Genomic DNA, 23,391 nt, shown 5'->3' with positions numbered 1-23,391 from the left:
CGTGAACGTTGCGAGGGACGTCCTGGACAAGGACGGCACGGCCCCACCATTCCCCGACCTCGGCCCCATCCACGGTCTCCGGTCACCCCGTCGAGAACACTGAAACGCCAGCTCAGCCACGCACAAGGAAAGGCCCCGCTACCGCGAGGGCACTCCAGGACTGCGGGCTACAGCTCATACGGCTCCGGCAGGTCCGGCATCGGCACCCGCAGGGCCGCACCCAGCATCGCGCGCGCCATCATGTCCCACTCGGCGGCCGGTCGGGACGCGGGGCGGACGAACAGGAGCGAGCCGTCCCGACGAACCGCTGAACCACCCGTGAACCGCGGACCACCCTCCGACGTCTCGGACACGTCCACGGGTCCATCCCCGCGTGCACGGGGAGAAGCGACCAGTCCCTTGGGGACGTGGACGGAGATCGGGTCCATCCCCGCGTGCACCGGGAGCAGCTTGTCCGATCCCGTGCTGACACCCGATGACGAGGTCCATCCCCGCATGCGCGGGGAGCAGCTCAAGCGGCAGCACGCGGTGGCGATCGTGAAGGGTCCATCCCCACATGCGCGGGGAGCGGTTCGCGCCGGGAGTCCCGAGGCCGTACCAGTTGGGGCCATCCCCGGGCAGGCGGGGAGCAGTGCTCCGGACATTGCGAACGTAGAGCACGCTGCGGACCACCTCCTGCAGGTGCGGAGAGCAATAGCGAGAGTCTGCGTGTTCATGCCGAACGTGGGTCCATCCCCGCGCAGACGGGGAGCTGAGCATGTCGACTGCCCAGCACGGGGTTTCCGGGGGTCCATCCTCGCGCAGGCGGGGAGCAGTGGACAACGAGCTCGCGGGCGAGCCGGTCGAGGGGTCCATCCCCGCATGCGCGGGAAGCAGTCGTCATCGCCTGGCGCGAGCCGCGTCTGCTCGGGTCCATCCCCGCATGCGCGGGAAGCAGATCACGATGGCGGGGTCGGCGAGGGACGTGTGGGGTCCATCCCCGCGCAGGCGGGGAGCAGGTGAAGTCCACGTCACCCGTCGCCGCCACCGCGGGTCCATCCCCGCATGCGCGGGGAGCAGTCGGCCTCCGGGACGGCCAGGTGGTACGTGATGGGTCCATCCCGCATGCGCGGGGAGCAGCTCGAGAGCGTCTCGTCGCTCTTCCAGCTGTGGGGTCCATCCCCGCAGGGTGTGGCTCCCCTGGAGGGATGCTCTCACCAGCTCATAAGGCTGAACAGCGTCTTGTTGTCGTAGACAGAGCGCAGTCATGCTCTCCGCCGACCAGACGATGAAACGAGGTGGAGCTGTGACGGCTTGGCGGCGTGGAGTTGTGTGGGGCGTGGTGGGAGTAGCAGTCGTGGCGGTGATCGCGGCCACGCCGATCCTGCTCGAAGCTGCCGCACCAGACGGCATGAACTGGAGCCAGCTGAGCAATGTCAGCCAGACATACGGCGCACTCTCCGTGCTCTTCTCTGCAGCGGCACTGATCGGCGTGATCGCATCGCTTGCCTATCAGGCCCGTCAAACTCGCATCACGCACGAGGAGACACAGCGTTCCGCACATCGGGAGCTACTGCTGCAGGCAATCAATGACCCCTCTCTGATGCCGTGCTGGGAGGCCCCGTTGAGGGGGATGCCTATGACGCAAGAGGGCATTCGACGACAGATGTTCACGAACTTGATAGTCAACACATGGCGGACGGACTTCAGACTGAAGCGGACGGGGGAAGCGGCGATGCGCGTGATTCTCGATGACCACTTTCAGGGTGAGATCGCTCGTATTCACTGGGAACGAAACCGCGCAAATTGGCGGGAGTACGCTGCAGCGGAAGGTGATGCGCGCAGCCGCAGGTTCGTCGAACTGGCCGACGAGGTGCATGCCCGAGCGGTCGCTGCAGGCCCGCCCATCGCTGCGGATGACTACTACCTGCCGAACGCATCGTGACACTCCCGGGAAGCATGTCGAGAGGTCTCCGCATCTCGCGCTCGACTGGGCAAAGCCCCAGCTCGACCTGTCCCTCCGACGCGGAGCCACACCCATCCCCGCATGCGCGGGGAGCAGCGATGCCCGCCGTCGAGCGGCTGCCACCGGTTGGGTCCATCCCCGCATGCCCGGGGAGCAGCTTCTGCCACTCCTCGTTCCAGTTGCTGCGGCGGTCCATCTCCGCATGCGCGGGGAGCAGTCCCGCAAGCAGAGCGGCAAGGCGCATTGGTCGGGTCCATCCCCACATGCGCGGGGAGCAGAGACAATGTCATCGCCGGGACGACGCTTGGGAGGGTCCATCCCCGCATGCGCGGGGAACAGTTGATCCGGTCGAAGGCGGGCTTGAGGCCCTTGGGTCCATCCCCGCATGCGGGGGGAACAGATCGGGTGCGGGGCTCTCGGCTGTCCCATGGTGGGTCCATCCCCGCATGCGCGGGGAACAGCCTTCATCTCCGTCACAAGCGTGTCCAGGTGCGGGTCCATCCCCGCAGGCGCGGGGAGCAGGGTGGGCAGCAGTGCGACCGCTGCGGGGGCTGGGGGCCATCCGCCGCATGCGCGGGGAGCAGGTGAAGTCCACGTCACCCGTCGCCGCCACCGCGGGTCCATCCCCGCATGCGTGGGGAGCAGTCGGTCCGCTTGATCACGGTGCCCTTGTAGACGGGTCCATCCCCGCATGCGCGAGGAGCAGGCCGCCAACTCGGCCGCCAGGAGCCGGGCCCGGGGTCCATCCCCGGCATGCGCGGGGAGCAGAGGTGCGCAGGTCGTTGAGAGCCGCGTTCTTCGGGTCCATCCCCGCAGGCGCGGGGAGCAGAGCCCTGCTCAAATCGGCTGCATCGCAAGGGAGGGTCCATCCCTGCAGGCGCAGGGAGCAGCACAGCTGGACGCTCACCGCGGGCAGGCCCGGGGGTCCATCCCTGCAGGCGCAGGGAGCAGACTGACTGACCTGCAAGGTACTCGGCCCCGACTCTAGATTTCGACACTTCAATCAACTTGAACCTATAACTCAAAGTAGGGCAAGACGTATTCATCTATCGGGCGAGGCTTGACCGCCCAGACGCGCTGTCACAAGCAGCGTCGCCTTCGGGGCAATGGAAGCCGGGAAACCTCCCACCAGTCCTTGTGATTTGCACTTGGATGTTGCTGTGGATGAACTGCGGGACGCCGTAACGCTCAGCGGGGCGGTGTCGGGGGCGGCACGCCGCGTCTGGGCCAAGTACGACGCGGGGACGGATGGTTGGCTGCCGTTGTGGCGGCATATGGCGGACAGTGCCGCGGTGGCCGGTCTTCTGTGGGACCGGTGGCTCCCGGAAGGGGTGCGGCGGCTTGTTGCCAAGGTACTGCCGCAGGGCATGGCGGATGCGCGTCGGCTGGCGGTGTGGCTGGCCGGGGTTCATGACATCGGGAAGGCGACGCCTGCCTTCGCCTGTCAGGTCGAGGGCCTGGCAGAGCCGATGCGCAGGGCCGGTCTGGCCATGCTCTCCGAGCGGGAGTTGAGGCCGCAGCGGAAGCTGGCTCCCCACGCGCTAGCGGGGCAGTTGTTGTTGCAGGAGTGGCTGGAGGGTGAGCACGGGTGGCCGGGTCGGGTCACCGCGCAGTTCGCCGTCGCGCTGGGCGGGCATCACGGGGCTCCGCCGGAGGACGCGCAGATCTACGATCTGGCCTGTCATCCCGAGTTGTTGCGCACGCCCGGCGCGAGTGAGGTGCTGTGGCGGCAGGTGCAGACGGAGTTGCTCGAGGTGTGCGCCCGGGAGTTCGGCGTGCACGAGCGCCTGGCCGACTGGCGGGGGGTGAAGCTGCCGCAGCCCGTGCAGGTGCTGTTGTCGGGACTGGTCATCGTCGCGGACTGGATCGCGAGTAACCGGGACCTCTTCCCCTACTTCCCTGAGGCCGCCTCGCGGGGCGAGGCCGAGCGCGTGGCCGCCGCATGGCTCGGGTTGGCGCTGCCCGAGCCGTGGCGGCCCGCAGTGCCGGGTGAGTCGGCCGCCGAGCTGTTCGCTGCTCGCTTCGATCTGCCGGACGGGGCCTTGCCCCGTCCCGTACAGGAGGCGGCGATCCAGGTGGCCCGGGAGATGGTGACGCCCGGACTGCTGGCCATCGAGGCGCCGATGGGTGAGGGCAAAACCGAGACGGCGCTGGCGGCGGCGGAGGTGCTGGCGGCGCGGGCCGGGGCGGGCGGTGTGTTCTTCGCGCTGCCGACGATGGCCACCGGGAATGCGATGTTCCCGCGGCTGCTTTCCTGGCTGGACCGGCTTCCCGCCGTCGAGGGGCAACGCCTGTCGGTTCAACTGGTGCACTCCAAGGCCGCGCTGAACAAGGACTTCGAGGTGCTGATGCGCGCCTCGCGACAGCGCATCGCCGCGGTCGACGTCGAGGCCGACCAGGCACTGCCCCGCCCCGGTGCGTCGCAGCGCCTGGCGCCGGCGGAACTGGTGGCGCACGAGTGGCTGCGGGGCCGCAAGAAGTCGATGCTGGCGTCGTTCACCGTGGGGACGGTCGACCAGCTGCTGTTCGCCGGGCTGAAGAGCCGCCATCTGGCGCTGCGGCACCTCGCGCTCGCGGGCAAGGTCGTCGTCATCGATGAGGCGCACGCCTACGACACGTACATGAACTCCTACCTGGACCGGGTGCTGTCGTGGCTGGGCGCCTACCGGGTACCGGTGGTAGTGCTCTCGGCGACGCTGCCCGCCTCCCGGCGCCGGGCGCTGGCGGAGGCCTACGCGGGCGTCGCGGCGGGCGCTTTTGGGGCGGTGGAGGAGGCGGAGGGGTATCCGCTGGTGACCGCGGTGGCCCGCGGCCAGGAGCCTGTGGTGGTATGTCCGGATGCTTCGGGGCGCTCCAGCGCGGTGTGCGTCGAACCGTTGGAGGATCGCCTGGGGGTGCTCGCGGACCGGTTGGAGGACGAACTTTGCGACGGCGGGTGCGTGTTGGTGGTGCGCAACACGGTGAACCGGGTGCTGGAGACAGCACAGGCGTTGCGGAAGCGGTTCGGCGCGGACATGGTCACGGTGGCACATGCCCGGTTCGTTGACGTGGACCGGGCCGCGAAGGACCAGGATCTGCTGGACCGGTTCGGCCCGGACCCCGCACGGCGGCCGGGGCGGCATATTGTCGTGGCCAGCCAGGTCGCCGAGCAGTCCCTGGATGTCGACTTCGACCTGCTGGTCACCGATCTCGCCCCCATCGACCTGGTGCTGCAGCGGATGGGGCGTCTGCACCGGCATCGGCGCGGATCACGGCCCGCGCGGCTGCGTGCGCCGCGCTGCCTGGTGACCGGCGTCGACTGGAGTGGCACGCCGCCCAGGCCGGTGCGCGGCTCGGAGCTGGTCTATGGACGGTATGCGCTGCTGCGCTCTTTGGCCGTTCTCCAGCCGCATCTTGCGGGGCTGGCGGGTCCGGTGCGGCTGCCGCGGGACATCAGCCCTCTGGTGCAAGACGCCTACGGCGACGGGCCGGTAGGGCCGAAAGACTGGGGCGAGGCGATGGAGGAAGCGCGGGCGGAGCACGAGCGGCGGCAGGACGTGAAGGAGCAGCGTGCCGACGCGTTCCGGCTCGGGGCGCAGGCGAAGGCCGGGCGGGCACTGACGGGCTGGGTCGCGGGCGGGGCCGGGGATGCGGATGACACCCGCGCCGGGCGGGCGCAGGTCCGCGACAGCCAGGAGAGCCTGGAGGTCCTCCTGGTCCAGCAGCATCCGGACGGGTCGGTCACCACACCGGAGTGGATCGGTGACGGCCGGGGCGGGCTGCCACTGCCCCTGGACGCGGTGCCTTCGGCACGGGCGGCGAAGGCCGCGGCTGCGTGCGCGCTGCGGCTGCCGCTGCAGCTCTCCCAGCCCAAGGTCATCGACCAAGTGATCGCCGAGCTGGAGGAGTTCTGCGTACCGGCATGGCAGACCAAGCAGAGTCCGTGGCTGGCGGGAGAGCTCATTTTGCCTGTTCACAGCGATTGTCAGACCCGCCTGGCAGGGTTCGTCCTCAGCTACTCCCCCAACGACGGGCTTGAGGTGCGACGTGACGGATGATCAGACGCCGGTGGCTACGGACGGCCGGTTGTCGTTCGACCTGACCGACCGGCCATGGCTGCCGGTGCAGCTCCTCGACGGCAGCGAGACGGTGCTGTCGCTGCGGGAGACCTTCTCCCGGGCCGACAGCGTCCGGCGGCTGGCCGGCGATGTGCCCACGCAGGACTTCGCCCTGGTGCGGCTGCTGGTCGCCCTCCTCCACGACGCGCTGGAGGGGCCCCAGGACCTGGATGAGTGGGCGGAGTTATGGGAATCGGATGCGCCGTTCGCACCGGTGCCCGGATATCTGGACTCCCACCGGGAGCGGTTCGACCTGCTGCATCCGCTCACCCCCTTCTTCCAGACGGCGGGCCTGCAGACCCCCAAGGGGGAGGTCTTCCCGCTCGACCGGATCGTGGCGGACGTGCCCAACGGCACGCGGTTCTTCACGATGCGCGCCCGCGGCGCGGAAACGATCTCTTTTGCGGAGGCGGCCCGTTGGGTGGTGCATGCGCAGGCGTACGACACCTCCGGCATCAAGACCGGGGTCCTCGGGGACGCGAGGGCCAAGGCAGGCAAGGCCTACCCGCAGGGCGTGGCCTGGGCGGGCAGCATCGGCGGGGTGCTGGCCGAAGGGCCCACCCTGCGCGAGACGCTGCTGCTGAACCTCATCGCCGCCGACGGCCCCATAACGGCGGGCGGCAAGGACCGGCCCACCTGGCGCGCCGAGCCCGCCCGCCCCGGTGCCGCACCCGACCTCACCCAACGCCCGTACGGGGTACGCGACCTGTACACCTGGCAGGCGCGCCGGCTGCTGCTGCACGCGGACACCGAGGGGGTGCACGGCGTCGTCCTCACCTACGGCGATCCCCTCGCCCCGCGGAACAAGCAGAGGCTCGAGCCGATGTCCGGCTGGCGGCGCAGCCAGACCCAGGAGAAGAAGCACAAGCAGGCCCTGGTCTACATGCCCGCCGAGCACGATCCGGCGCGCGCCGCATGGCGCGGCCTGGGCGCGCTCATCGCCCCGCGCGATCAGAACACCGCGCCGCGCGGTGAGCCGCCCTCGCGGCTGCGGCCCGGCCTGGTCGACTGGATCGCCCGTCTGATCAATGAACGGGTGCTGCCTGCCCGGGCGTTGATCCGCGTGCGGACCTACGGGGTGGTGTACGGCACCCAGCAGTCCGTGATCGATGAGATCACGGAGGACGCGGTCACGCTGTCGCTGGTGCTGCTCAGCGAGGCCGACCGGGGCCTGGGGCAGTGCGCGGTGGATGCCGTGGCCGATGCGGAGGCGGCCGTCACCGCGCTCGGCGTGCTGGCCGCAGCCCTCGCGCAAGCAGCGGGCGGTGAGGCGGAGGCCCCCAAGGACACCGCCCGTGACCGGGGGTTCGGCGCCCTCGACGGCCCCTATCGGGCCTGGCTGGCCGCGCTGCGCCCCGGCGACGATCCCCAGCAGGCCCGCAGGCTGTGGCAGCAGACCGTGCGCGAGGCGCTCGCTCGCATCGGCGCCCACCTCGTCGCGCAGGCGGGCGAGGCGGCCCGGCAAGGGCGGGTCATCGACCGACCCAAGGGCGGCCAGGAGTGGCTCAACGCCGCCTCGGCCGACCTGCGCTTCCGCCGCAGGCTCAACGAATGCCTCCCGCTCGCCTCACCCCCCGCCCCCGGTCCCGAGGAGTCGCCGGGTGGCCGTCCCCGGAAGGTGCCCGCATGACCACCCAGACCTCAAGTCGCGCTCCGCTCGGGAGCGTCGGGGCCCTGGTCGATGACCAGATCAGGCGTCTCCAGCAGGGCTATCTCGCCGACCGCTCCGCCGCGGTCGCCACCCTGGCCCGCCTGCGCCGCGGTGCTGGCCGGGCCCCGATGGCCGTCCCCGACCTGTGGGGGCTGATCGACCTGTCGGAACTGTCCGCCGACCCGCAACTGGCCGGGGAGGACGCTCAGGTCCGCGCCCAAAACGCCGCCTACGCCGCTCTGACACTGTGGGCGCTGCACCAGCAGTCCCGCCAAAAGCCCATGCACCGGCGCGACGGGCTTGGCCTGGGCGGTGCCGTGCGCCGCCTCATGCCCGGTAACGACATCGACGAACCCGTCCGCAAACGGTTCGTCCGGGCCGGTGCGGCACCCACCTGGGACGCCCTGACCGTCCGCCTGCGGGAGGTGGTGACCCTGCTGCGGCGCGAGGAGATCACCCTCGACTACGCGCTGCTGGCCGACCAGCTCCACACCTGGCAGCACCCCCACCGCCGCGCCGCCGTCCGAGACGCCTGGGGGCGCTCCTTCCACGCCTACCGCCCCCAGACGGCCGCCGCCCCGGTGGGCACGGGCGATACCGCCGTTGACGAGACCGACCCGAAGGACACCCCGTGACCAGCCGCATCATCCTGGACGTACACGCCCTGCAGAACGTCCCGCCCAGCAACCTCAACCGCGACGACACCGGCGCCCCCAAGTCGGCCGTCTACGGCGGCACCCCCCGGGCCCGGGTCTCCAGCCAGGCCTGGAAGCGCGCGACCCGCCGCTACTTCGCCGACCTCCTCGATCCGGCCGAACTGGGCGTGCGCACCAAACGCGTCGCCGAGCTGCTGGCCGAACACATCACCGCCCTGGATCCGTCCATCAAACCCGCCCAGGCGCTGAAGATCGCCGCCGAGACGCTCCAGACCGCGACCGGCTCCAAGATCGAGCCGCCCAAGCGACAGGCCGAGGCAGCGAAGAAAAACGGCACCGACGAGCCCGCGCCCACCTCCTCATATCTGATGTTCCTCAGCACCCGCCAGCTCAGCGGGCTGGCCGAACTGGCCGTCGAAGGCGCCGCCGACATCAAGGAGTTCTTCAAGGACAAGGACCACAAGGCCCGCGCCAAGCAGCTCGCCGACACCCACCACTCCATCGACATCGCTCTGTTCGGACGCATGGTCGCCGACTCCAGCGACATCAACGTCGACGCCGCCGCCCAGGTCGCCCACGCCCTCAGCGTCCACCGCGCCGAAGTGGAATCGGACTACTTCACCGCGGTCGACGACCGCAACACCGAGGCCGAGCCCGGCGCCGGAATGATCGGCACCGTCGACTTCAACTCCGCCACCCTCTACCGCTACGCCGCCGTCGACGTCGACCTGCTCGAGCGCAACCTCGGCAAGGGCCTGGCCGCCGACGCGTCCCCGGCCACCCCCGTGCGCCGGGCCGTGGAAGCCTTCATCGACGGCTTCGTCGCCTCCCTGCCCACCGGGAAGATCAACACGTTCGGCAACCACACGCTGCCCGACGCCCTCATCATCAAGCTCCGCGCGGCCCGCCCCATCAGCTTCGTCTCCGCCTTCGAAAAGCCCGTCACCGCCGACGAATCCGGCGGTCACATGGAAGGCGCCTGCGCCCGCCTGGCCGACTACATCCCCGAGATCGAGCGCGCCTACGGAGATGACAGCGCCGCCACCTGGGTGCTGCGCATCGGCCCGGCCACCACGAAGATCGGCGGCCTAGGCACCGAAGTCCCCAGCCTCAAGCGGCTCGTGGAAACGGTCGGAGCAGCCGTCGCCGAACGCCTGGAGCAGCGGGGATGAGTGTCCTGGCCCTCCAACTGGCCGGCCCCCTGCAGGCCTGGGGGTCCTCGGCCCGCTTCGCCCGGCGCACCACCGAAAACGCCCCCACCAAGAGCGGCGTCATCGGCCTGCTCGCCGCCGCTCAGGGCCTGGAGCGCACCGCCGACCTCACCGCGCTCACCGCGCTGCGCTTCGGTGTCCGCATCGACCAATCAGGCACCCGGATCCGGGACTTCCAGACCGCCCACCACCCCGACACCGGCCAGGCCATGCCCATCTCCGACCGCTACTACCTGGCCGACGCGGTCTTCGTCGCCGCCCTGGAAGGCCCCGACCAGCTCATCGCCCAGCTGTATGCGGCGGTGCGCCGCCCGCACTACCTGCCCTATCTGGGCCGCCGCTCCTGCCCGCCCTCGCGCCCCCTGGACCTGGGCCTCCACCACAGCACCACCCTCGAGGACGTCCTGACAGCGGAGCCGTGGCACGCCGCCGGCTGGCACCAGAAGCAACACCGACACGAGCCCGCGGTGGACCTGCCGGTCCTCACCGAGACCCGCGGCAACGACACGGCCAACTCCCTGGCCGCAGACACGCTGCGCGACCAGCCCCTCAGCTTCGACCCCCGCCACCGGCGATACGCCCTGCGCACCGTGCACCACAGCACGGTCACCGTCACCAACCCCCACGCCCGCCCGGTCACCGCCCGCAAGGGCGTCCCGCCGCACGACCCGACCAGCCACCTGGAAGACGCCTGATGTTCCTGACCCGCTTCCGCGTCAACACCGCGCGCCCGGCCAGCAGGCAACTGCTCTCCTCACCGCAAGCCCTGCACGCGGCCGTCATGAGCTCCTTCCCGCAGCTCCTGCCCAGCACCCCCGACGCCCCGCGGGTCCTGTGGCGCATCGACCGCAACGCGGCCGCCGAGGTCATGCTGTACGTCGTCGGACCGGACCGGCCGGACCTGACCCACCTCGTCGAGCAAGCGGGCTGGCCCGCCGCGGCCGCCGCCGGAACGCCGGGCTGGCAGACCTTCCAGTACGCGCCCTTCCTCGAGCGCCTGGAGGAGAAGAGCGTGTGGAACTTCCGCCTCACCGCCAACCCCGTGCACAGCATCCGCAACCGCGAGGGAGTGCCCACCAAACGCACCGCGCACCTCACCCCCAAGCACCAACTGGGCTGGCTCCTGCAACGGCAGGACGCCTCCGGCTTCCGCGTGGTCACCAAGCCCGCCGACCGCCGCCACACCGAGCACGGCGACGAACACCAGATCATCATCAGCGACCAGCGCAGCCTCGACTTCGGCAAACGCAGCACCGACCAAGGGCGGCGCCCCAACCGCGTCACCCTCACCACCGTCACCTACAACGGCCGCCTGGAAGTCACCGACCCCATCGCGCTCCGCCGCATCCTCACCCGCGGCCTGGGCAAGGCCAAGGCCTACGGCTGCGGCCTGATGACCCTCGCCCCGGTGGAGTAACCGGTGAACACCCCGGGCGCACGGCCCGCCAGCGGCCCGCGCGACCTCACCCGCATCGCCGACCGGGCCTCCTTCGTCTACCTGGAACGCTGCACCATCCACCGCGACGCCAACGCGATCACCGCCGAAGACGCGGACGGCACCACCCACATCCCCTCCGCCACGCTCGGCACCCTCCTCCTGGGCCCCGGCACCCGCATCACCCACCAGGCGATGAGCGTGCCCGGCGAGAGCGGCGCGGGCGTGGTGTGGGTCGGCGAACAGGGCGTGCGCTACTACGCCTCCGGACGGGCTCTGACCCGCTCCTCCCACCTCGTCGAGGCCCAGGCAGTGCGCTGGGCCAACCGCCGCAGTCGCCTGGACGTGGCCCGCGCCATGTACCAGCTGCGCTTCCCCGACGAAGATCCCGCGGGTCTGACCCGATCCGAACTCCTCGGCAGAGAAGGCCGACGGGTCAAGAACGTGCTCCCCGCGCCTGCGGGGATGTTCCCTCGAAACGGTTGTCGTTGGCTGCACCTTCCTGGTGCTCCCCGCGCCTGCGGGGATGTTCCCGCGGGCGCCGCCCTCAAGCGCCGCGCGGATGCGTGCTCCCGCGCCTGGGGGGATGTTCCCGTCTTGGTGTGGGCGCGCGATGCCTTGATCCCGTGCTCCCCGCGCCTGCGGGGATGTCCCCGGCGCCTATGCCCTGGATCTTCTCTGCACTAAGGGTCGGGGCGCAACCGCCTGACTGCGTACGCACTTAGGGGAATCGTGGTGAGCCCCAACTCTCGCCGGACTGCTGTCAGGAATGCATTCTGGGCCAACTGCAGCCTTTCGAAGTCATTCACCGGAAGTGCTGATGCGCAATGCGTTGCCCGCAGGGCAGCAAGTTGGCGGACGCATCTGACCACATCCCCGGTGGCGCTAAGGGTCTCGGCGGATTCCGTAACGAGGCGAACAGCCATCGAGGCTTCCTCAAGCTTTTCTTTGTAGGGCCATCCGGCTGCGTCAAAGAACGGCATGAGGCTGTCAGGCTTCCGCGGATGCTGGACGGCAGTGATGTTGGCGGTCGGCTCCAGCGTGTACGCCACGTACTGACGGTAGGCAGTCACGAAGTCCTTGTAGGCAGCTAGGCGAATGTCTCTCCACTGACGTGCGTGGTCACGCTGCCACAACCGGTCTTGATTGCGAGTGGACAGCCACCCGCCCAGAACCACACCAAACAGTGCAACCACGGCTGTGACCGAGGTACTTGCGACGTTCATCGGCCCCCCAAGCCGTGGCGCGGATCAATCACAGCTCTAGCCCTGTGTGTGCACGACGCGCCACGACAAAGACAGCGTCTCACCTGACGCCATCGCTATCCCGTCGAGTGCTGGTGCGACTTGGTGCAGTCAACAGACCAGAGCTGGCATAGTGCTCCCCGCGCCTGCGGGGATGTTCCCCCGCCGGACCCGTCGCCGGCCCGACGGCCGCCGCGCTCCCCGCGCCTGCGGGGATGTTCCCGCGACCGGGCCCGCCGAGCGGGCGAGACCGGCGTGCTCCCCGCGCCTGCGGGGATGTTCCCAACGTGTGGCCCTACCTACCGCGCATCGTCCTGTGCTCCCCGCGCCTGCGGGGGTGTTCCCTCCGCGGCCGGCCGTTCCAAGCTCACCGTCGAGTGCTCCCCGCGCCTGCGGGGATGTTCCCGCCATCCGCGACATGCTCCAGTCCGGCAACATGTGCTTCCCGCGCCTGCGGGGATGTTCCCTCGATCACTGGTGGTGGGCGGAGTGACCGGTCGTGCTCCCCGCGTCTGCGGGGATGTTCCCTTGGCGACGGCGATGATGGACAGTGACTTGATGTGCTCCCCGCGCCTGCGGGGATGTTCCCCCTCCGAGTCGGCGCCCTTCTGTGCTGACACAGTGCTCCTCGCGCCTGCGGGGATGTTCCCGGCTACAGCATCCGCACCGAGACCAACGACGTGTGCTCCCCGCGTCTGCGGGGATGTTCCCGCTACGGATGGCGTACGGCGAGCGCCGACGCAGTGCTCCCCGCGCCTGTGGGGATGTTCCCGTCACGGCCGGACGCCGCTCGCTCGCCCGTTGGTGCTCCCCGCGCCTGCGGGGATGTTCCCAGCGCCCAGACGGTGGGGCCAACCCTGTCGTGGGCGTCGGCGAGCAGCTGGTCGAGGATCGCGTGAGCTCGGACCGGATTGGGGGCGAGGTCGGCGAGCTGGCGCATGCCTTCCTCGTCGACGGTCAGCTCCCCGTCGACGGCCTGGGTATCGATTCCCTACCGGGCGCTGAAGGCTTTGATGTCCGCGTCGTCTTCGGCGTAGTTGTTCGACATGAGGGAACCCCTTCCCGCGGTGGCTGCCGGAGTCTGCCCCTGCGGGTGACGGCCAAGCGCCACGTGAGAGTGATCGCCATACGGCCCCGGCTGGTCCCCCTCCATCCAGCCGGGGCGTTTGCGTATCTACAGGACGTCGGCGAGTTCTTCGACCTGGTCGGCGAGTTGGGAATCGGGGCGGGGGACGCGTCCCATGCCGAACTCCTCCACGGTGTCGACCTTCAAGCGGCGCACGGCGTCCCGCAGCCGCTGGGGAAGGCGGAGTTCGTGCGACGCCGTGGCCGGCTGACGTGCACGGGGGGCGCGCAGGGTGGGTGGGTCAGCGAGGGTGAGGGCCTGGTGCGCCCAGAAACCGGCGTCGCGTACTTCGCCACGGCTGAGGTGGTAGAGATTCAGGCACTGTGCGGCCACTGCGTTGCCGGCACCAGCGGAGAACTGCCACCAGAACTGGGCTCCTTCGTAGCATCCGGCCAGTCTGAGCAGGCAGGCGAAGTGCAGAGCACCATCGGGATTGTCGGGCCCGCGGCTGGCGAGCTGGGAGAGATGCCCGGCCGCATCGGGATGGTGCAGGACCTGAGTGGACAGGGCGTCCAGGCTGACCCCGGCCTGCTCGTGCACGGTGGGCATGCCCCCGGCCGGGCCGGGCACAGCGCAGAACATGAGGGTCTGGGTGACGTCGCGGACGATCTCCTGCTTGAGGTCGGCGAGGTCGGCGTCGGTGAACACGTCGTCCATCTCGGCCTGGGCGAGCATGTCGTCCAAGTGGCTCGGCACAGTCCTACTCCTTCTCGTCAGCAGCCGGATCGATCGACAGGCCGAGTTTGATGGCGATGCGCTGGCGCGCCAGCCGCCGGTGGGATCGGACAGTGTCGGGCTTGATGCCCATGATGTGGGCGATGCGCGGTGAGGTATAGCCCAGGACGTAGTGCAGGACGATGACGTCGTACTGACGCTCGGGAAGTCCGGCTATCGCGGTGTAGAGGCCGAGGGCGGATTCCATGACGGCGAACTTGCAGCGCATGGCCTCCAGGGTGGCGCGGGCGGTGTGTTGGAAAGCGGCGCTCTGCACCATCTGGGACTGAGCGGGCTGCCCGGACAGCCGCAGATGGGTCTCCACACGCTGTTTGAGGAGCTTCCACGCGTACGCCTCGGGGCTCTCCTCCTTCAGTACGTTGCGCCAGTTCAGAGCGAGGTGGCTAAAGCAGCGGCGGACCACGGCCTTGGCGGCCTGCTTGTCGCCCAGCATCGAGTGGGCGTAGCGAAGGTGGGGCCGGGCGTAGAGGGCGAAGAACCCCTCCAGGTCCGGGGGCATCTCGTAGGACATGCCGGTGAAATGGTCCAGGTCGGGGTGGCCGGCCAGGGCGAAGGAAACCTCCTGGGGCTCCTCCGCGTCCTCGGAGGGAAGGGACGTGATGGGATCGCTCATCGCTAGACCCCCTCGTCGCTGGAGGCGGTCAGCGACGGAGCGGCGTCACTGGGGCGGCCGCCCTTGAGCAGTTCCGCGGCGCCCACACGGACACCGGCGCGCAGCAGGCGGCGCGTCAGATGGAGGGCGTCGGGGGCAAAGACCCGCAGCGCGGTGAACACCACGGTCGCGGCGAGCAGTTCGTCGAGGGTGAAGGTCACTGATCCTGTCCTTTGTCCTGCTGGCGGCGGCCCGTCCCGCACCAGGTGCGGATCGCCGGAGAACTCCTATGTCCTCAACCGCAGGATTTCGGATGGCAGGGGGCAAACGCGCATGCACGATGCGATCAATTTTTTACACAAAGTGACTAGTGAGTAACTCTGGGATAGAAGGTGAGTTCGAGAGTGAACGATCGGTAACGACTACTCACCCTGCGTGTACGCCTCTGGTCAGCAGGAACTCGCTGCGGCGCGTGCGCCCGGGCGTACGCCTGCACCCTTCCGGATGGCCGCTGAGCTCGGTCTGGAGCACTCAGGAGTGGTCCCCTATGTGACGGACGTCACCAACACCGGTCGCATGAAATGCGCTTGGGGCGCCCTCTCGACAACACCCGTACAACAACCCTGCGTTGAGTTCGTCGACCGGCCGCGCACCGGCGCTGGCCCGAACCTCACGTCGCACGCCCGTTGAAGTGCGTCCGTGATGGCCGGCCGACTGACTTGTCGCAGCGAAGCCTGAGCATTCTCATCGAAGGTTGACCGGTGTGATGAACCGTCCAACGCCTGCGATCGCTGCCGCTACTGTCGGCGCATGACGTGGTTACCGCTGCTCGGGACGCTCGTGGGGGCCGTCATCGCCCTCAGCTCGGCTCTCCTCGTCGAGCGCCGACGCGAGCGGAGAGAGGAACGGGTCGAGCATCGCAAGGCAAAGCAAGAGGTGTATGCGCGCTACCTTGCTGCCCACGCTGAGGTTCGAACGCAACTGCGGGTTCTCTCTGTCGCCTCTGGCCTAACCGACGAGGACCGCGGGTACAGAGCATTCACCGCATATGCCGCCTGCTATGCCTCTCGCTACGAGCTTGCAGTGCTGGCGCCTCAGTCGGTGCTGACACCGGCGAGGAACCTTGATCGCCACGCTCGGGACCTTCGCGATGTCGTCATCGAGGGCGCGAACATCGAAGCCCGGGGCGGTGGACGCATGCGGGAGTACTTGGACGCCTTGAAGCTCGTGCATGCCGCGATGCGGGCAGATCTAGGCGCCGACGTCATCAGCTGATCGGGGTGCGCTTCTACCAGTCGACCAAGGTTCGATGAGATCGCTCAACCTTCGGTGAGAAGGGACACCGACCTTGCGGGCCTCCATCTGCACCACCGCTTTCTCCTTCTATGGGCAACCGACGGAATTCGCTGACCTGCTGAGACGCTGCCCCCGCTGAGTGCAGGTCCCGCGTAGGGGTGTGGAGTTTCCCGGTGAACTTCCGTATGGCTCCTTCGTGGGTTTGGGTGCTCAACGCCCGTTCAGGACATCGTGCCGAGCGGCGAGGGAGGGCGGGGCGGCGCATCCACAGCGCAGTGCGGTTCAAGCCACCCGTCGAGGTGCCCTCTGTCGGCCCGCCTGCCGCCGCAGGAGGCTGACGACCAGAGTCGGCCGCGACCGCGGCACGCATCAGGCGAAGGAGACGCCCATGACAGCCCTGCCCCCCGGCATCTATCGCATACGCCTCGACGACCAGCGCCTTACCACCAGCCAAGACGGGCCCGTCGTTCTCTTGCCCCCTGGGGCAGCGCCAGAGCAGGAGCAGGAGTTCATGGTGCGGGGCACCCCGGAGGGCAACTACGTCATCACTAGGCCCTCCAACCTCTTCCCCAGCACGTACCTGACCTACGACGAGGCCCCGGAGAAGCCAGACGCAGGCGCGAGGCTGCTCCTGCGGGTGAGCGAGTTCCCGCCCTGCGAGTGGAAGATCACCCAAGGCGCGGGGCCGGGAACCTTCACCGTCGCTGTTGCCGGTACCGACCTGACGATCGGAATCGCACCGATCAAGATCCACCCGCCATTCCTTGAGCTGAAGTCCAGTTCCGACCAGGACCACGGTTGGCTCTTCGAGCGCATCCGGGACGAGTAGTCGCGCGACGCCGCCTCGGCCACACTGGGCACGGCCGAGGCGGCGGCCCTCTCTCCGATGGCACTCCGCCCTCACTCAAACTCCGGTGAGGATGACCAGGCCTCGCTGAGACAGTCCTCGTATCGCTGACGTGACGCCTTGCAGCCGTGAAAATGGGGTCGGTGGCTGTCCGTGACGTCGAATTGTCCTTGGGCGATCGATCCCGCGAGACAGTCTGGTGCCGGAGCCGGCTTGAGGGGCTGAGCACTGTTGCCGTCGAGCACGCCGTTCAGATTCTCGCTTTCCCCTCCCGCTCCCGGGCAGCCACCGCCTGGGGCCACGGCTGACGGGATGGGGTGAGATCCGGTGGCAGACCCGGAAGAGATCAACACGTCCGAGGACCTGGTGGACCGCGTCGCGGCGATCGACATCGCCAAGGCGTCGGGGATGGTGTGTATGCGCCTGCCGCACGAAACCCGGCCCGAGCGGCGGGTGCAGCAGGTATGGAACGTGGCCGCGACGACCAACGCGATCCTGGAACTCGGCGATCGCCTGGTGTGCCAGGGCGTGACCCGGGTCGTGATGGAGTCAACCGGCGCCTACTGGAAGTCGTTCTTCGTGCTCCTGGAGGCCCGGGGTCTTCAGTGCTGGCTGGTCAACGCGCGTGACGTGAAGAACGTCCCGGGTCGGCCGAAGACCGACCGGCTCGACGCGGTCTGGCTGGCCAAGCTGACCGAACGCGGCATGCTGCGGCCCTCGTTCGTGCCTCCCAAACCGGTGCGGCAGCTGCGCGACCTGACCCGGACCCGCACCGTCCTACTGCAAGAACGCACCCGCCACAAGCAACGCATCGAGAAGATCCTTGAGGACGCCCAGATCAAGGTCAGCAGCGTGGTCACCGACCTCTTCGGCGTCTCCGGCCGGTCGATGCTGGAGGCCCTGATCGCCGGCGAGCGGAACCCCCGGACGCTGGCCGGTCTCGCCCGCGGCCGTATGAACGCCAAACACGCCCGCCTCGTCGAGGCGTTCACCGGCCAGTTCGAGGACCATCACGGCTTCCTGTGCCGGACCCTGCTGGAGACCATCGACCATCTCACCGCCCAGACCGACCGGCTGGCCAAACGGATCACCGATGCGATCGCCGAGCTGCCCGGCCCCGACGGAGAACCCGGCCCGGGTCCATCCCTGGTGGAACGGCTGGACGCCATCCCGGGCATCGGACCGACCGCCGCCCAGATCCTGCTGGCCGAACTCGGCCCCGACATGCGGGTCTTCCCGACTGCCGACCACCTCGCCTCGTGGGCCAAGCTCACCCCGCGGACCGTCCAGTCCGGCGGAACCAGCATCAGCCGCCCCACCGGCAAGGGCAATCCGTGGCTCAAGGGTGCCCTCGGCGAGATCGCCCTGGCCGCCTCGCACAGCGACAGCTTCCTCGGCGCCCGCTACAAACGACTCGTCAAACGGCGAGGCCGACCCAAAGCCCTGGTCGCCATCGCCCGCTCGATCCTCGTCGTCGTCTGGCACCTCGCCAACGACCCCGACGCCGTCTACAACGACCTCGGCGTCGACTACCACCAGCGCCTCATCGACCCGGCCCGGCGTACCCGTGACCTGGTCCGCCAGCTCAAGGCCCTCGGCCACGACGTCACCCTCGCCCCCGCCGCCTGACGCCCCCAACCTCAGGCCAACGAAGGCATCCGCATGCCCTGGGACGGGGAGATTTTCCGTTCAGGACAGCCGGACACGCTGCGGTCGCCCGGCCCGCTGACCCCGCGCTCATTCCGTCACCTCACGAACCACCTTTCGTCGGTTCCCCTCTATTGGCGCAGGGGCTCCAGCTCGGCAGGCAGCGCCGCGTCCACTACCGGCACTCTGGCCTCACCCCCACAGTTTTCGGGTGAACTCCTTCGCCCACTCCACCCGCTCGTGGTGCGGGCCGTGGGGCGTGCACGGGGAGTTTGGGCCGACCTGGCACTTCGGGCAAGTGACCTCCTCGGTATGCCAGGTACGCGCCGCCGAGCCCGCGGTCTCCTGCGTTTCCCGCTCTCCCCTGCGCGGCCGAGGAGGCCGGGCTTTGGCCTGGGCAGGCAGCGGGTCCTGGCGCTGGCGTTCACCGCGGGCGCCCTTGTGCTTCTCGCCGGGGCCAATGCGGTCGTCACTCTGCAGGACGCGGCGCAGGCGTTCATCGTGGGGAAGCTGCCGCTTCTCGCTGGGGCCGAGGCGATCGTCGTTGTCACACAGCTTGTCCGGTCCGGCGTGGCATCGTGGGCACACCATTCGGTACCAGTCGCCGCGTGGCACCTGGTGGTGCAGCCGGGCCGCAGGCTTCTTCCCCGCCTCCTGCGCCCGGCCCTCCCGGTAGGCCTTCGGCCGCCGCTCCGGGACGGGACGTGCGGGGCCGACTTCATGCTCACGCGCCTGTGGGACCGGCCGTATCTTCTCGGCAGGAACCTCGACCTCCTGCCGAGCCTTCTTCTGTTGCCGGGCCATCTTCTGTGCGGCTTGCCGCTCGTCCACGATCAGCTGCAGCCGCTCATGGTGAGCATCCTTGCGTGGCTTTCCACTGCTGGGCCCCTCGACCAGCACACAGTCCTTGCCCTGCTCCGCGTTGCAGCGCGGACAGCGCCGCTGGATCCAGTGCCGGCGCGCCACACGCGGCTGCTCCTGCGGCCCCAGTGCCGCCCGCTTCTTCCAGACCTCCACACGCCGTGCTTCACCACGCGTCAGCAGTTCTCCGGCCGAGGCCGCAGACCGCAAGAGCTCCTCCACCTGAGGGCGCAGGTCGACCGTGTACGCGTCGTACCCGCGAAGGCGATGGAGGGCACTGCGGACGCGAGCCGCAGCCTTTCGTGCTTCCTTCTCAGTGTCAGCTTCCGCTTCGACCGCGTCCCGGGTGAGATCGTTCAGGCTCTCGAAGTACTTGATCGCCCGCTCGTAGACGGCGGACTCGGCCTCTGTGCGATCCTCAGCTGCTGTCGCGTTGACGCGAATCAGAAGCCTGCGCACCCGCCCAGGCTTCTGCTCAGCCACCGACCTCTTCAGGTTGTTGAACAGCTTGCGGCGCTCCTGGTTCTGCTCGATCAGCCAGATCCTCGCGTGGCGAACGGCAGCCTCGAGCTGCTCCTGGAGCTCCCCCTCCACACCGGTCAGATCCTCGATTTCCCCGCACACCTGCTTCGCCAAGGACACGGACTCGATCCGACGCGCATACACCAGCCGTCGCAGCAGGGCCTGGGCACGCGCCTCCGGCTCCGGCACTTTCCTCGCCTTGCCGGGCGACCACAGCGATGGACGCGGCGCGTGGCGGGCCTGAACGATCTTCTCAACCGCTGGGGTCGTCAATCCACGCTCCGTCATCTCGCACTCGTCCAATGCGAACCATTCGATCGGCCTGGCGAACGCCTCGGTTCCGATCTGCACGTGGCGCGCGGTGCCCACGCTGTCCAGGCGGATCCGATGCACGTACCAGCGGCGGATCAGTGTGTCGTGGTCGACCGGCACCATCGTCCCGAGGACCGGCTCCACATCGTCGTCCCACACCGGTGCCACCGCACGGTCCAGATGCACCCGCAGCGCACCATGCCGCCAGCGCACATCCACGACAGACCCGAGCGGCGCCTCGTCGGGTCGGGTGTACTCGAAGGAGGCCTGTTCCCCCCGTCCGGCGAGCCAGGCCGCGGCCGCCGACCGCACATAGAGGTGATCTGCGCTGTCCACGCCGCGGGAGCGGCGTCCGCACACATGCGGCAGCCCGTCCAGACCCGGGTGATGTGCGAAATGACAGACCCGGTCCGTGTAGAGCTTGGTCGTCAGCTGGCCACCGCAGCCCCCCAGCAACAGCCCGCACCAGAACGTGTGGTGCTCGTGCCGGTGGCGAAAGGCGTCCAGCTCGATCGCCTCCAAAGGCAGCATCAGCGGCTCCTCCGAGTCCGCGCTGCCCAGCACTGCCGTCTGGATCTGCCGCCTGTCTAAGCCCACGCCGCTCCCCATCTGTCCGTGCAACTCATGGTGTCACCAGCGCAGTTCACCAGCCAGAGCGCCTCCGCACGCCCGCTCCCGACCGCTTTGCAGGTCCGCAGCACCCGCTGTCCGGCACGGAACTCCTCGGCGAGGCGGATGAGGGGCGGCGCGGGCGACGATCAGGTACGGGGTGCGTGTGTCACTGCGCGGCGGTCTCCATGTCGACCTGGAGGAGCAGGAGGTCGTAGGCCGGGGCGTCGGGCTCGTTTTCAGTCGTAGCTGCTGTCCAGCTCGGACACCGGCGGGGATCCGGATGCGCTGGACGCGTACGTCCTTGATCCGGCTGGTGCCTTCGCATGAGGCGCACCGGCTTCTCAGTCCAGGAAGCCGGTGCCTACGAATGCCACCAGCAGGAACGCGTAGCCAACGAGCAAGAGCACGCACTTCCCCCACCACAGCAGCCGGGCGCCCCGGAGCGGCCCGTCTTCGATATCGGCTTGGGGGTCGCTCTGGCCTGCCCTTACCTTCCCATCGACCCAGCAGCGCCATCGCGCAGCGGTGTACGCGTACTGCGTGAAGTCGCATGCGAGGGCTGCGACAAGACCGGCGCCGGCCGCCAGCAGAACCCAGTCCGCGCTCGGGGCGCGTGTACTGCCTCCGGCCAGGACCCAGAAGACGGCGATGCCACCGAGGGCCAACTGCCGCACAGCCGTCGAGACCGCCACCTCTGCCTCTGAGATGTGACCCTGCGCCTCCCTCAGATTCACGGCGCCTCCTCGTTCTCAGTGCCCTTCGGAGGCGGCCCCGTCGGCTTGGGCCTTGCCGTCCGACGGGGCCGCTTGAGGAATGCCTCGCTCGTGGGCGGCTGATCCCTTACCGGCGGCTCGCCGGGCGTGGTGATCGCATGAGCCACGTCAATTCCGGCGGCCAGCGTCCGGAACCGCTTGCCGGGTTCAAAGCGCACCTCTCGGTGGTGTGCATCGCTTGAGAAGCTACCGAAGCCGCGTAGGTCGACTCTCTCGCCGGAGGCGACGGCCCGCATGATCTCTTTGGTGACTGCCGAAATCGCTTCCTGTGCCGGGAGCTTGCTGCCCCGAGCGCGAAGGCCCTGAGCAACCAACGCCAGCAGGTTCGTCATGGCGCTCCCCAGGGGTAGGCGTGAGGCGGAGACGTCTGACGGTAGGGCTGCAGGCTGTGCTTGAGGTGCAGCCACTGCGTTCATCGCTGCGCGTTCCCTCTGCTGGCGGGGTCGCCCAAGGTCCGGGTAGGCGCGGCCGGTCGGGGCACCTCACGCAATGCGGCGGATCAGCCCTGGCTGTTGTGACCAGGCCAGAGGTCGAGCGTTCGGCCCGCTGCGGCGGGGATCGGACACTCAGGGCACGGAGGGCCGTCCACCGATCACGTTGCGGGGATCACGAACTCGACCCACAAGGGATAATGATCGGAGAGGTGCCAGGACAGCTCGGTCAGGGTCTGGGCGCCCTGTAGCTCGTCAACGAAGTCGACATGGCCGCCGGCGCCGGACTCCAGCGTCAGAACGGGGCGATGCTTTTGCCCCTTGGTGAACCAGGCGATCTGGTCGTAGAAGTGCTCGGCTCCCGGGTCGTCGAAGATGGTGCGCGGCAGTCCGGTCAGTTGGGGTGCGGGGGCCAGCCCGGTGGAGGTGAACGCCTCGAAGAGGGGGTCGTCGGCCCGGTCGATGTTGAAGTCGCCCAGTGCGATGAGGTTGTGGTCCCAGCCGGATTCCCGCTCCGCCCAGTTGGCCAGCCACTTGGCGATGGCCCGGAGCTCCGGCACGCGGTCGGCGGCCTGTTTGCCGTAGAGGACGTGCAGTGTGACGAGGGTGAAGGTCTGGCCGTGCGAGAGGAAGCTCACCGCATAGGGGGTACGGGCGAACTGCCGGTCCAGGTCGCCTGCGGGCACGCCCGCGTCTTGCTCGAGCGGGACGACAAGTTCACAGGCCAGTCCGGACGGCTTGACCCGACGGGTGTCGAACACGAACGCCAGGCGTTCCTGGTTTCCTGCCTTCCCCAGGGTCACGTCGGTGAGGATGAACGCCCAGTCCTCCCCCAGCACCTTCAGCAGATAGCGCAGGGCCCGCAGATTCCCGCGCACCTCCTGGACCGCGACCACATCGAACCGGCTCATCGCCGCGGCGATCAAGTGCACATCGGCGAAGTTCCGCTTCGGTGAAACACCCTGCGGGGTCGCCCAGTCCTTGGTCAGATCGGAGAAGGCCCGCAAGTTCCACGTCGCGATCAGCAGATTGGAGCCGGCCGACTTCGCCGGCACCGACTGATCAAGCACCGCCTCCCAGCGTGCAACGCGCGCGACGACCTTCTTAGGCGGCGCAAGGATGTCGGCTTCAGGCGGCACAACTCCTCCTCAACACGCAAGTGGACACCCCCAGCCTGCGAGATACCATCCGCCCGGAACAAGACCCATTTCAGTGACACCAACCCCCACCAGCTCGCCCCGAGCAAGCGCGCGGGCAGCAGCGTGACCAACTCACGTACCCAGCCAATGAGCTCTGAGTGGTTGTTGTGTTGGCTGCTGTTAGCCGTACAGGGTCTGGGAGTGTAGGACGCGGCCCTTCAGCACCGTCGGTAGCAACATCCGGATGGCGCCACGCCGG

The 23,391-nt window shown here is 68.9% G+C and carries 19 protein-coding genes, 1 pseudogene and 1 CRISPR repeat array; of the genes and pseudogenes, 11 read left to right on the top strand and 9 right to left on the bottom strand.

Features of this window, described 5'->3' with window-relative positions; all coding sequences use genetic code 11:
* Positions 1 to 167: 167 nt before the first annotated feature.
* A complete protein-coding gene (locus AB0G47_RS37625; RefSeq protein WP_360779554.1) occupies positions 168 to 353 on the bottom strand; it encodes a hypothetical protein in 186 nt (61 codons plus the stop codon).
* 983 nt (positions 354 to 1,336) lie between these two features.
* Here AB0G47_RS37625 and AB0G47_RS37620 point away from each other — a divergent pair.
* The 8 genes and pseudogenes from AB0G47_RS37620 to AB0G47_RS37585 all read left to right on the top strand — a co-directional run.
* The gene (locus AB0G47_RS37620; RefSeq protein WP_360779551.1) at positions 1,337 to 1,924 is read left to right on the top strand and encodes a DUF6082 family protein; all 588 of its coding nucleotides are present in this window, start codon (positions 1,337 to 1,339) and stop codon (positions 1,922 to 1,924) included.
* Positions 1,925 to 3,219: 1,295 nt separating this feature from the next.
* The gene (gene cas3, locus AB0G47_RS37615) at positions 3,220 to 5,982 is read left to right on the top strand and encodes a CRISPR-associated helicase Cas3' (protein ID WP_360779746.1); all 2,763 of its coding nucleotides are present in this window, start codon (positions 3,220 to 3,222) and stop codon (positions 5,980 to 5,982) included.
* Positions 5,972 to 7,672, top strand: coding sequence for a type I-E CRISPR-associated protein Cse1/CasA (gene casA / locus AB0G47_RS37610; protein ID WP_360779549.1), 1,701 nt, complete (start codon positions 5,972 to 5,974; stop codon positions 7,670 to 7,672). The genes cas3 and casA overlap by 11 nt, the downstream gene beginning before the upstream one ends.
* Positions 7,669 to 8,328, top strand: a complete 660-nt coding sequence (casB, locus tag AB0G47_RS37605; protein ID WP_360779546.1) for a type I-E CRISPR-associated protein Cse2/CasB — start codon at positions 7,669 to 7,671, stop codon at positions 8,326 to 8,328. The genes casA and casB overlap by 4 nt, the downstream gene beginning before the upstream one ends.
* Positions 8,325 to 9,521 carry a type I-E CRISPR-associated protein Cas7/Cse4/CasC gene (gene cas7e / locus AB0G47_RS37600; protein ID WP_360779544.1) on the top strand — a complete coding sequence of 399 codons (1,197 nt, stop codon included), beginning with the start codon at positions 8,325 to 8,327 and terminating at the stop codon, positions 9,519 to 9,521. Before casB ends, cas7e begins: the two co-directional genes overlap by 4 nt.
* Positions 9,518 to 10,255 (top strand): type I-E CRISPR-associated protein Cas5/CasD, encoded by a 738-nt coding sequence (gene cas5e, locus AB0G47_RS37595; protein ID WP_360779541.1) that lies wholly within the window; start codon positions 9,518 to 9,520, stop codon positions 10,253 to 10,255. Before cas7e ends, cas5e begins: the two co-directional genes overlap by 4 nt.
* The gene (cas6e, locus tag AB0G47_RS37590) at positions 10,255 to 10,977 is read left to right on the top strand and encodes a type I-E CRISPR-associated protein Cas6/Cse3/CasE (protein ID WP_360779538.1); all 723 of its coding nucleotides are present in this window, start codon (positions 10,255 to 10,257) and stop codon (positions 10,975 to 10,977) included. The genes cas5e and cas6e overlap by 1 nt, the downstream gene beginning before the upstream one ends.
* A gap of 3 nt (positions 10,978 to 10,980) precedes the next feature.
* Positions 10,981 to 11,436, top strand: a pseudogene (locus AB0G47_RS37585) (CRISPR-associated endonuclease Cas1); the annotation flags it as partial.
* Between the two features lie 242 nt (positions 11,437 to 11,678).
* Here the strand turns inward: AB0G47_RS37585 and AB0G47_RS37580 are convergent.
* The 4 genes from AB0G47_RS37580 to AB0G47_RS37565 all read right to left on the bottom strand — a co-directional run bounded on the left by AB0G47_RS37580 (position 11,679) and on the right by AB0G47_RS37565 (position 14,913).
* Entirely contained in the window at positions 11,679 to 12,047 is a 369-nt protein-coding gene (locus AB0G47_RS37580) for a hypothetical protein (RefSeq protein ID WP_360779535.1), read from the bottom strand.
* 325 nt (positions 12,048 to 12,372) lie between these two features.
* Positions 12,373 to 13,072: a CRISPR direct-repeat array (repeat unit 29 nt; unit sequence GTGCTCCCCGCGCCTGCGGGGATGTTCCC).
* A 341-nt stretch (positions 13,073 to 13,413) separates the two neighbouring features.
* Complete coding sequence (locus AB0G47_RS37575; protein WP_360779532.1) at positions 13,414 to 14,061, bottom strand: hypothetical protein; 648 nt, start codon at positions 14,059 to 14,061, stop codon at positions 13,414 to 13,416.
* Between the two features lie 4 nt (positions 14,062 to 14,065).
* Positions 14,066 to 14,713, bottom strand: coding sequence for a sigma-70 family RNA polymerase sigma factor (locus AB0G47_RS37570; RefSeq protein ID WP_360779529.1), 648 nt, complete (start codon positions 14,711 to 14,713; stop codon positions 14,066 to 14,068).
* Positions 14,714 to 14,715: 2 nt separating this feature from the next.
* A complete protein-coding gene (locus tag AB0G47_RS37565) occupies positions 14,716 to 14,913 on the bottom strand; it encodes a hypothetical protein (protein WP_360779527.1) in 198 nt (65 codons plus the stop codon).
* A gap of 589 nt (positions 14,914 to 15,502) precedes the next feature.
* On the opposite strand from AB0G47_RS37565, the gene AB0G47_RS37560 reads away from it, so the two are divergent.
* The 3 genes from AB0G47_RS37560 (at position 15,503) to AB0G47_RS37550 (ending at position 18,464) form a co-directional block, all read left to right on the top strand.
* Positions 15,503 to 15,967: a hypothetical protein gene (locus AB0G47_RS37560; protein ID WP_360779525.1), complete on the top strand. Its 465-nt coding sequence runs from the start codon at positions 15,503 to 15,505 to the stop codon at positions 15,965 to 15,967.
* Positions 15,968 to 16,376: 409 nt separating this feature from the next.
* The gene (locus AB0G47_RS37555; RefSeq protein ID WP_360779522.1) at positions 16,377 to 16,817 is read left to right on the top strand and encodes a hypothetical protein; all 441 of its coding nucleotides are present in this window, start codon (positions 16,377 to 16,379) and stop codon (positions 16,815 to 16,817) included.
* 345 nt (positions 16,818 to 17,162) lie between these two features.
* On the top strand, positions 17,163 to 18,464 hold the full coding sequence (locus tag AB0G47_RS37550; RefSeq protein ID WP_360779520.1) for an IS110 family transposase: 1,302 nt from the start codon (positions 17,163 to 17,165) through the stop codon (positions 18,462 to 18,464).
* Positions 18,465 to 18,674: 210 nt separating this feature from the next.
* Here AB0G47_RS37550 and AB0G47_RS37545 read toward each other — a convergent pair whose 3' ends face one another.
* The 4 genes from AB0G47_RS37545 to AB0G47_RS37530 all read right to left on the bottom strand — a co-directional run bounded on the left by AB0G47_RS37545 (position 18,675) and on the right by AB0G47_RS37530 (position 23,132).
* Positions 18,675 to 20,708, bottom strand: coding sequence for a hypothetical protein (locus AB0G47_RS37545; protein WP_360779517.1), 2,034 nt, complete (start codon positions 20,706 to 20,708; stop codon positions 18,675 to 18,677).
* 422 nt (positions 20,709 to 21,130) lie between these two features.
* Positions 21,131 to 21,523 (bottom strand): hypothetical protein, encoded by a 393-nt coding sequence (locus AB0G47_RS37540; RefSeq protein ID WP_360779515.1) that lies wholly within the window; start codon positions 21,521 to 21,523, stop codon positions 21,131 to 21,133.
* A complete protein-coding gene (locus tag AB0G47_RS37535; protein WP_360779512.1) occupies positions 21,520 to 21,894 on the bottom strand; it encodes an HU family DNA-binding protein in 375 nt (124 codons plus the stop codon). Before AB0G47_RS37535 ends, AB0G47_RS37540 begins: the two co-directional genes overlap by 4 nt.
* Before the next feature lie 260 nt (positions 21,895 to 22,154).
* Positions 22,155 to 23,132: an endonuclease/exonuclease/phosphatase family protein gene (locus AB0G47_RS37530; protein ID WP_360779509.1), complete on the bottom strand. Its 978-nt coding sequence runs from the start codon at positions 23,130 to 23,132 to the stop codon at positions 22,155 to 22,157.
* Positions 23,133 to 23,391: the final 259 nt, after the last annotated feature.

The sequence above is a fragment of the Streptomyces sp. NPDC021622 genome, assembly GCF_040640795.1.
Lineage (GTDB): Bacteria > Actinomycetota > Actinomycetes > Streptomycetales > Streptomycetaceae > Streptomyces.
This window is presented reverse-complemented; position numbering and strand designations above follow the sequence as displayed.

Bases quoted from the DNA above. Each gene is read 5' to 3' on its own strand.
- cas3 (WP_360779746.1), top strand. From the start codon at position 3,220: ATGGCGGACAGTGCCGCGGTGGCCGGTCTTCTGTGGGACCGGTGGCTC.
- casB (WP_360779546.1), top strand. From the start codon at position 7,669: ATGACCACCCAGACCTCAAGTCGCGCTCCGCTCGGGAGCGTCGGGGCC.
- cas5e (WP_360779541.1), top strand. From the start codon at position 9,518: ATGAGTGTCCTGGCCCTCCAACTGGCCGGCCCCCTGCAGGCCTGGGGG.
- cas6e (WP_360779538.1), top strand. From the start codon at position 10,255: ATGTTCCTGACCCGCTTCCGCGTCAACACCGCGCGCCCGGCCAGCAGG.
- AB0G47_RS37570 (WP_360779529.1), bottom strand. From the start codon at position 14,713: ATGAGCGATCCCATCACGTCCCTTCCCTCCGAGGACGCGGAGGAGCCC.
- AB0G47_RS37560 (WP_360779525.1), top strand. From the start codon at position 15,503: ATGACGTGGTTACCGCTGCTCGGGACGCTCGTGGGGGCCGTCATCGCC.
- AB0G47_RS37555 (WP_360779522.1), top strand. From the start codon at position 16,377: ATGACAGCCCTGCCCCCCGGCATCTATCGCATACGCCTCGACGACCAG.
- AB0G47_RS37545 (WP_360779517.1), bottom strand. From the start codon at position 20,708: ATGCTGCCTTTGGAGGCGATCGAGCTGGACGCCTTTCGCCACCGGCAC.
- AB0G47_RS37535 (WP_360779512.1), bottom strand. From the start codon at position 21,894: ATGACGAACCTGCTGGCGTTGGTTGCTCAGGGCCTTCGCGCTCGGGGC.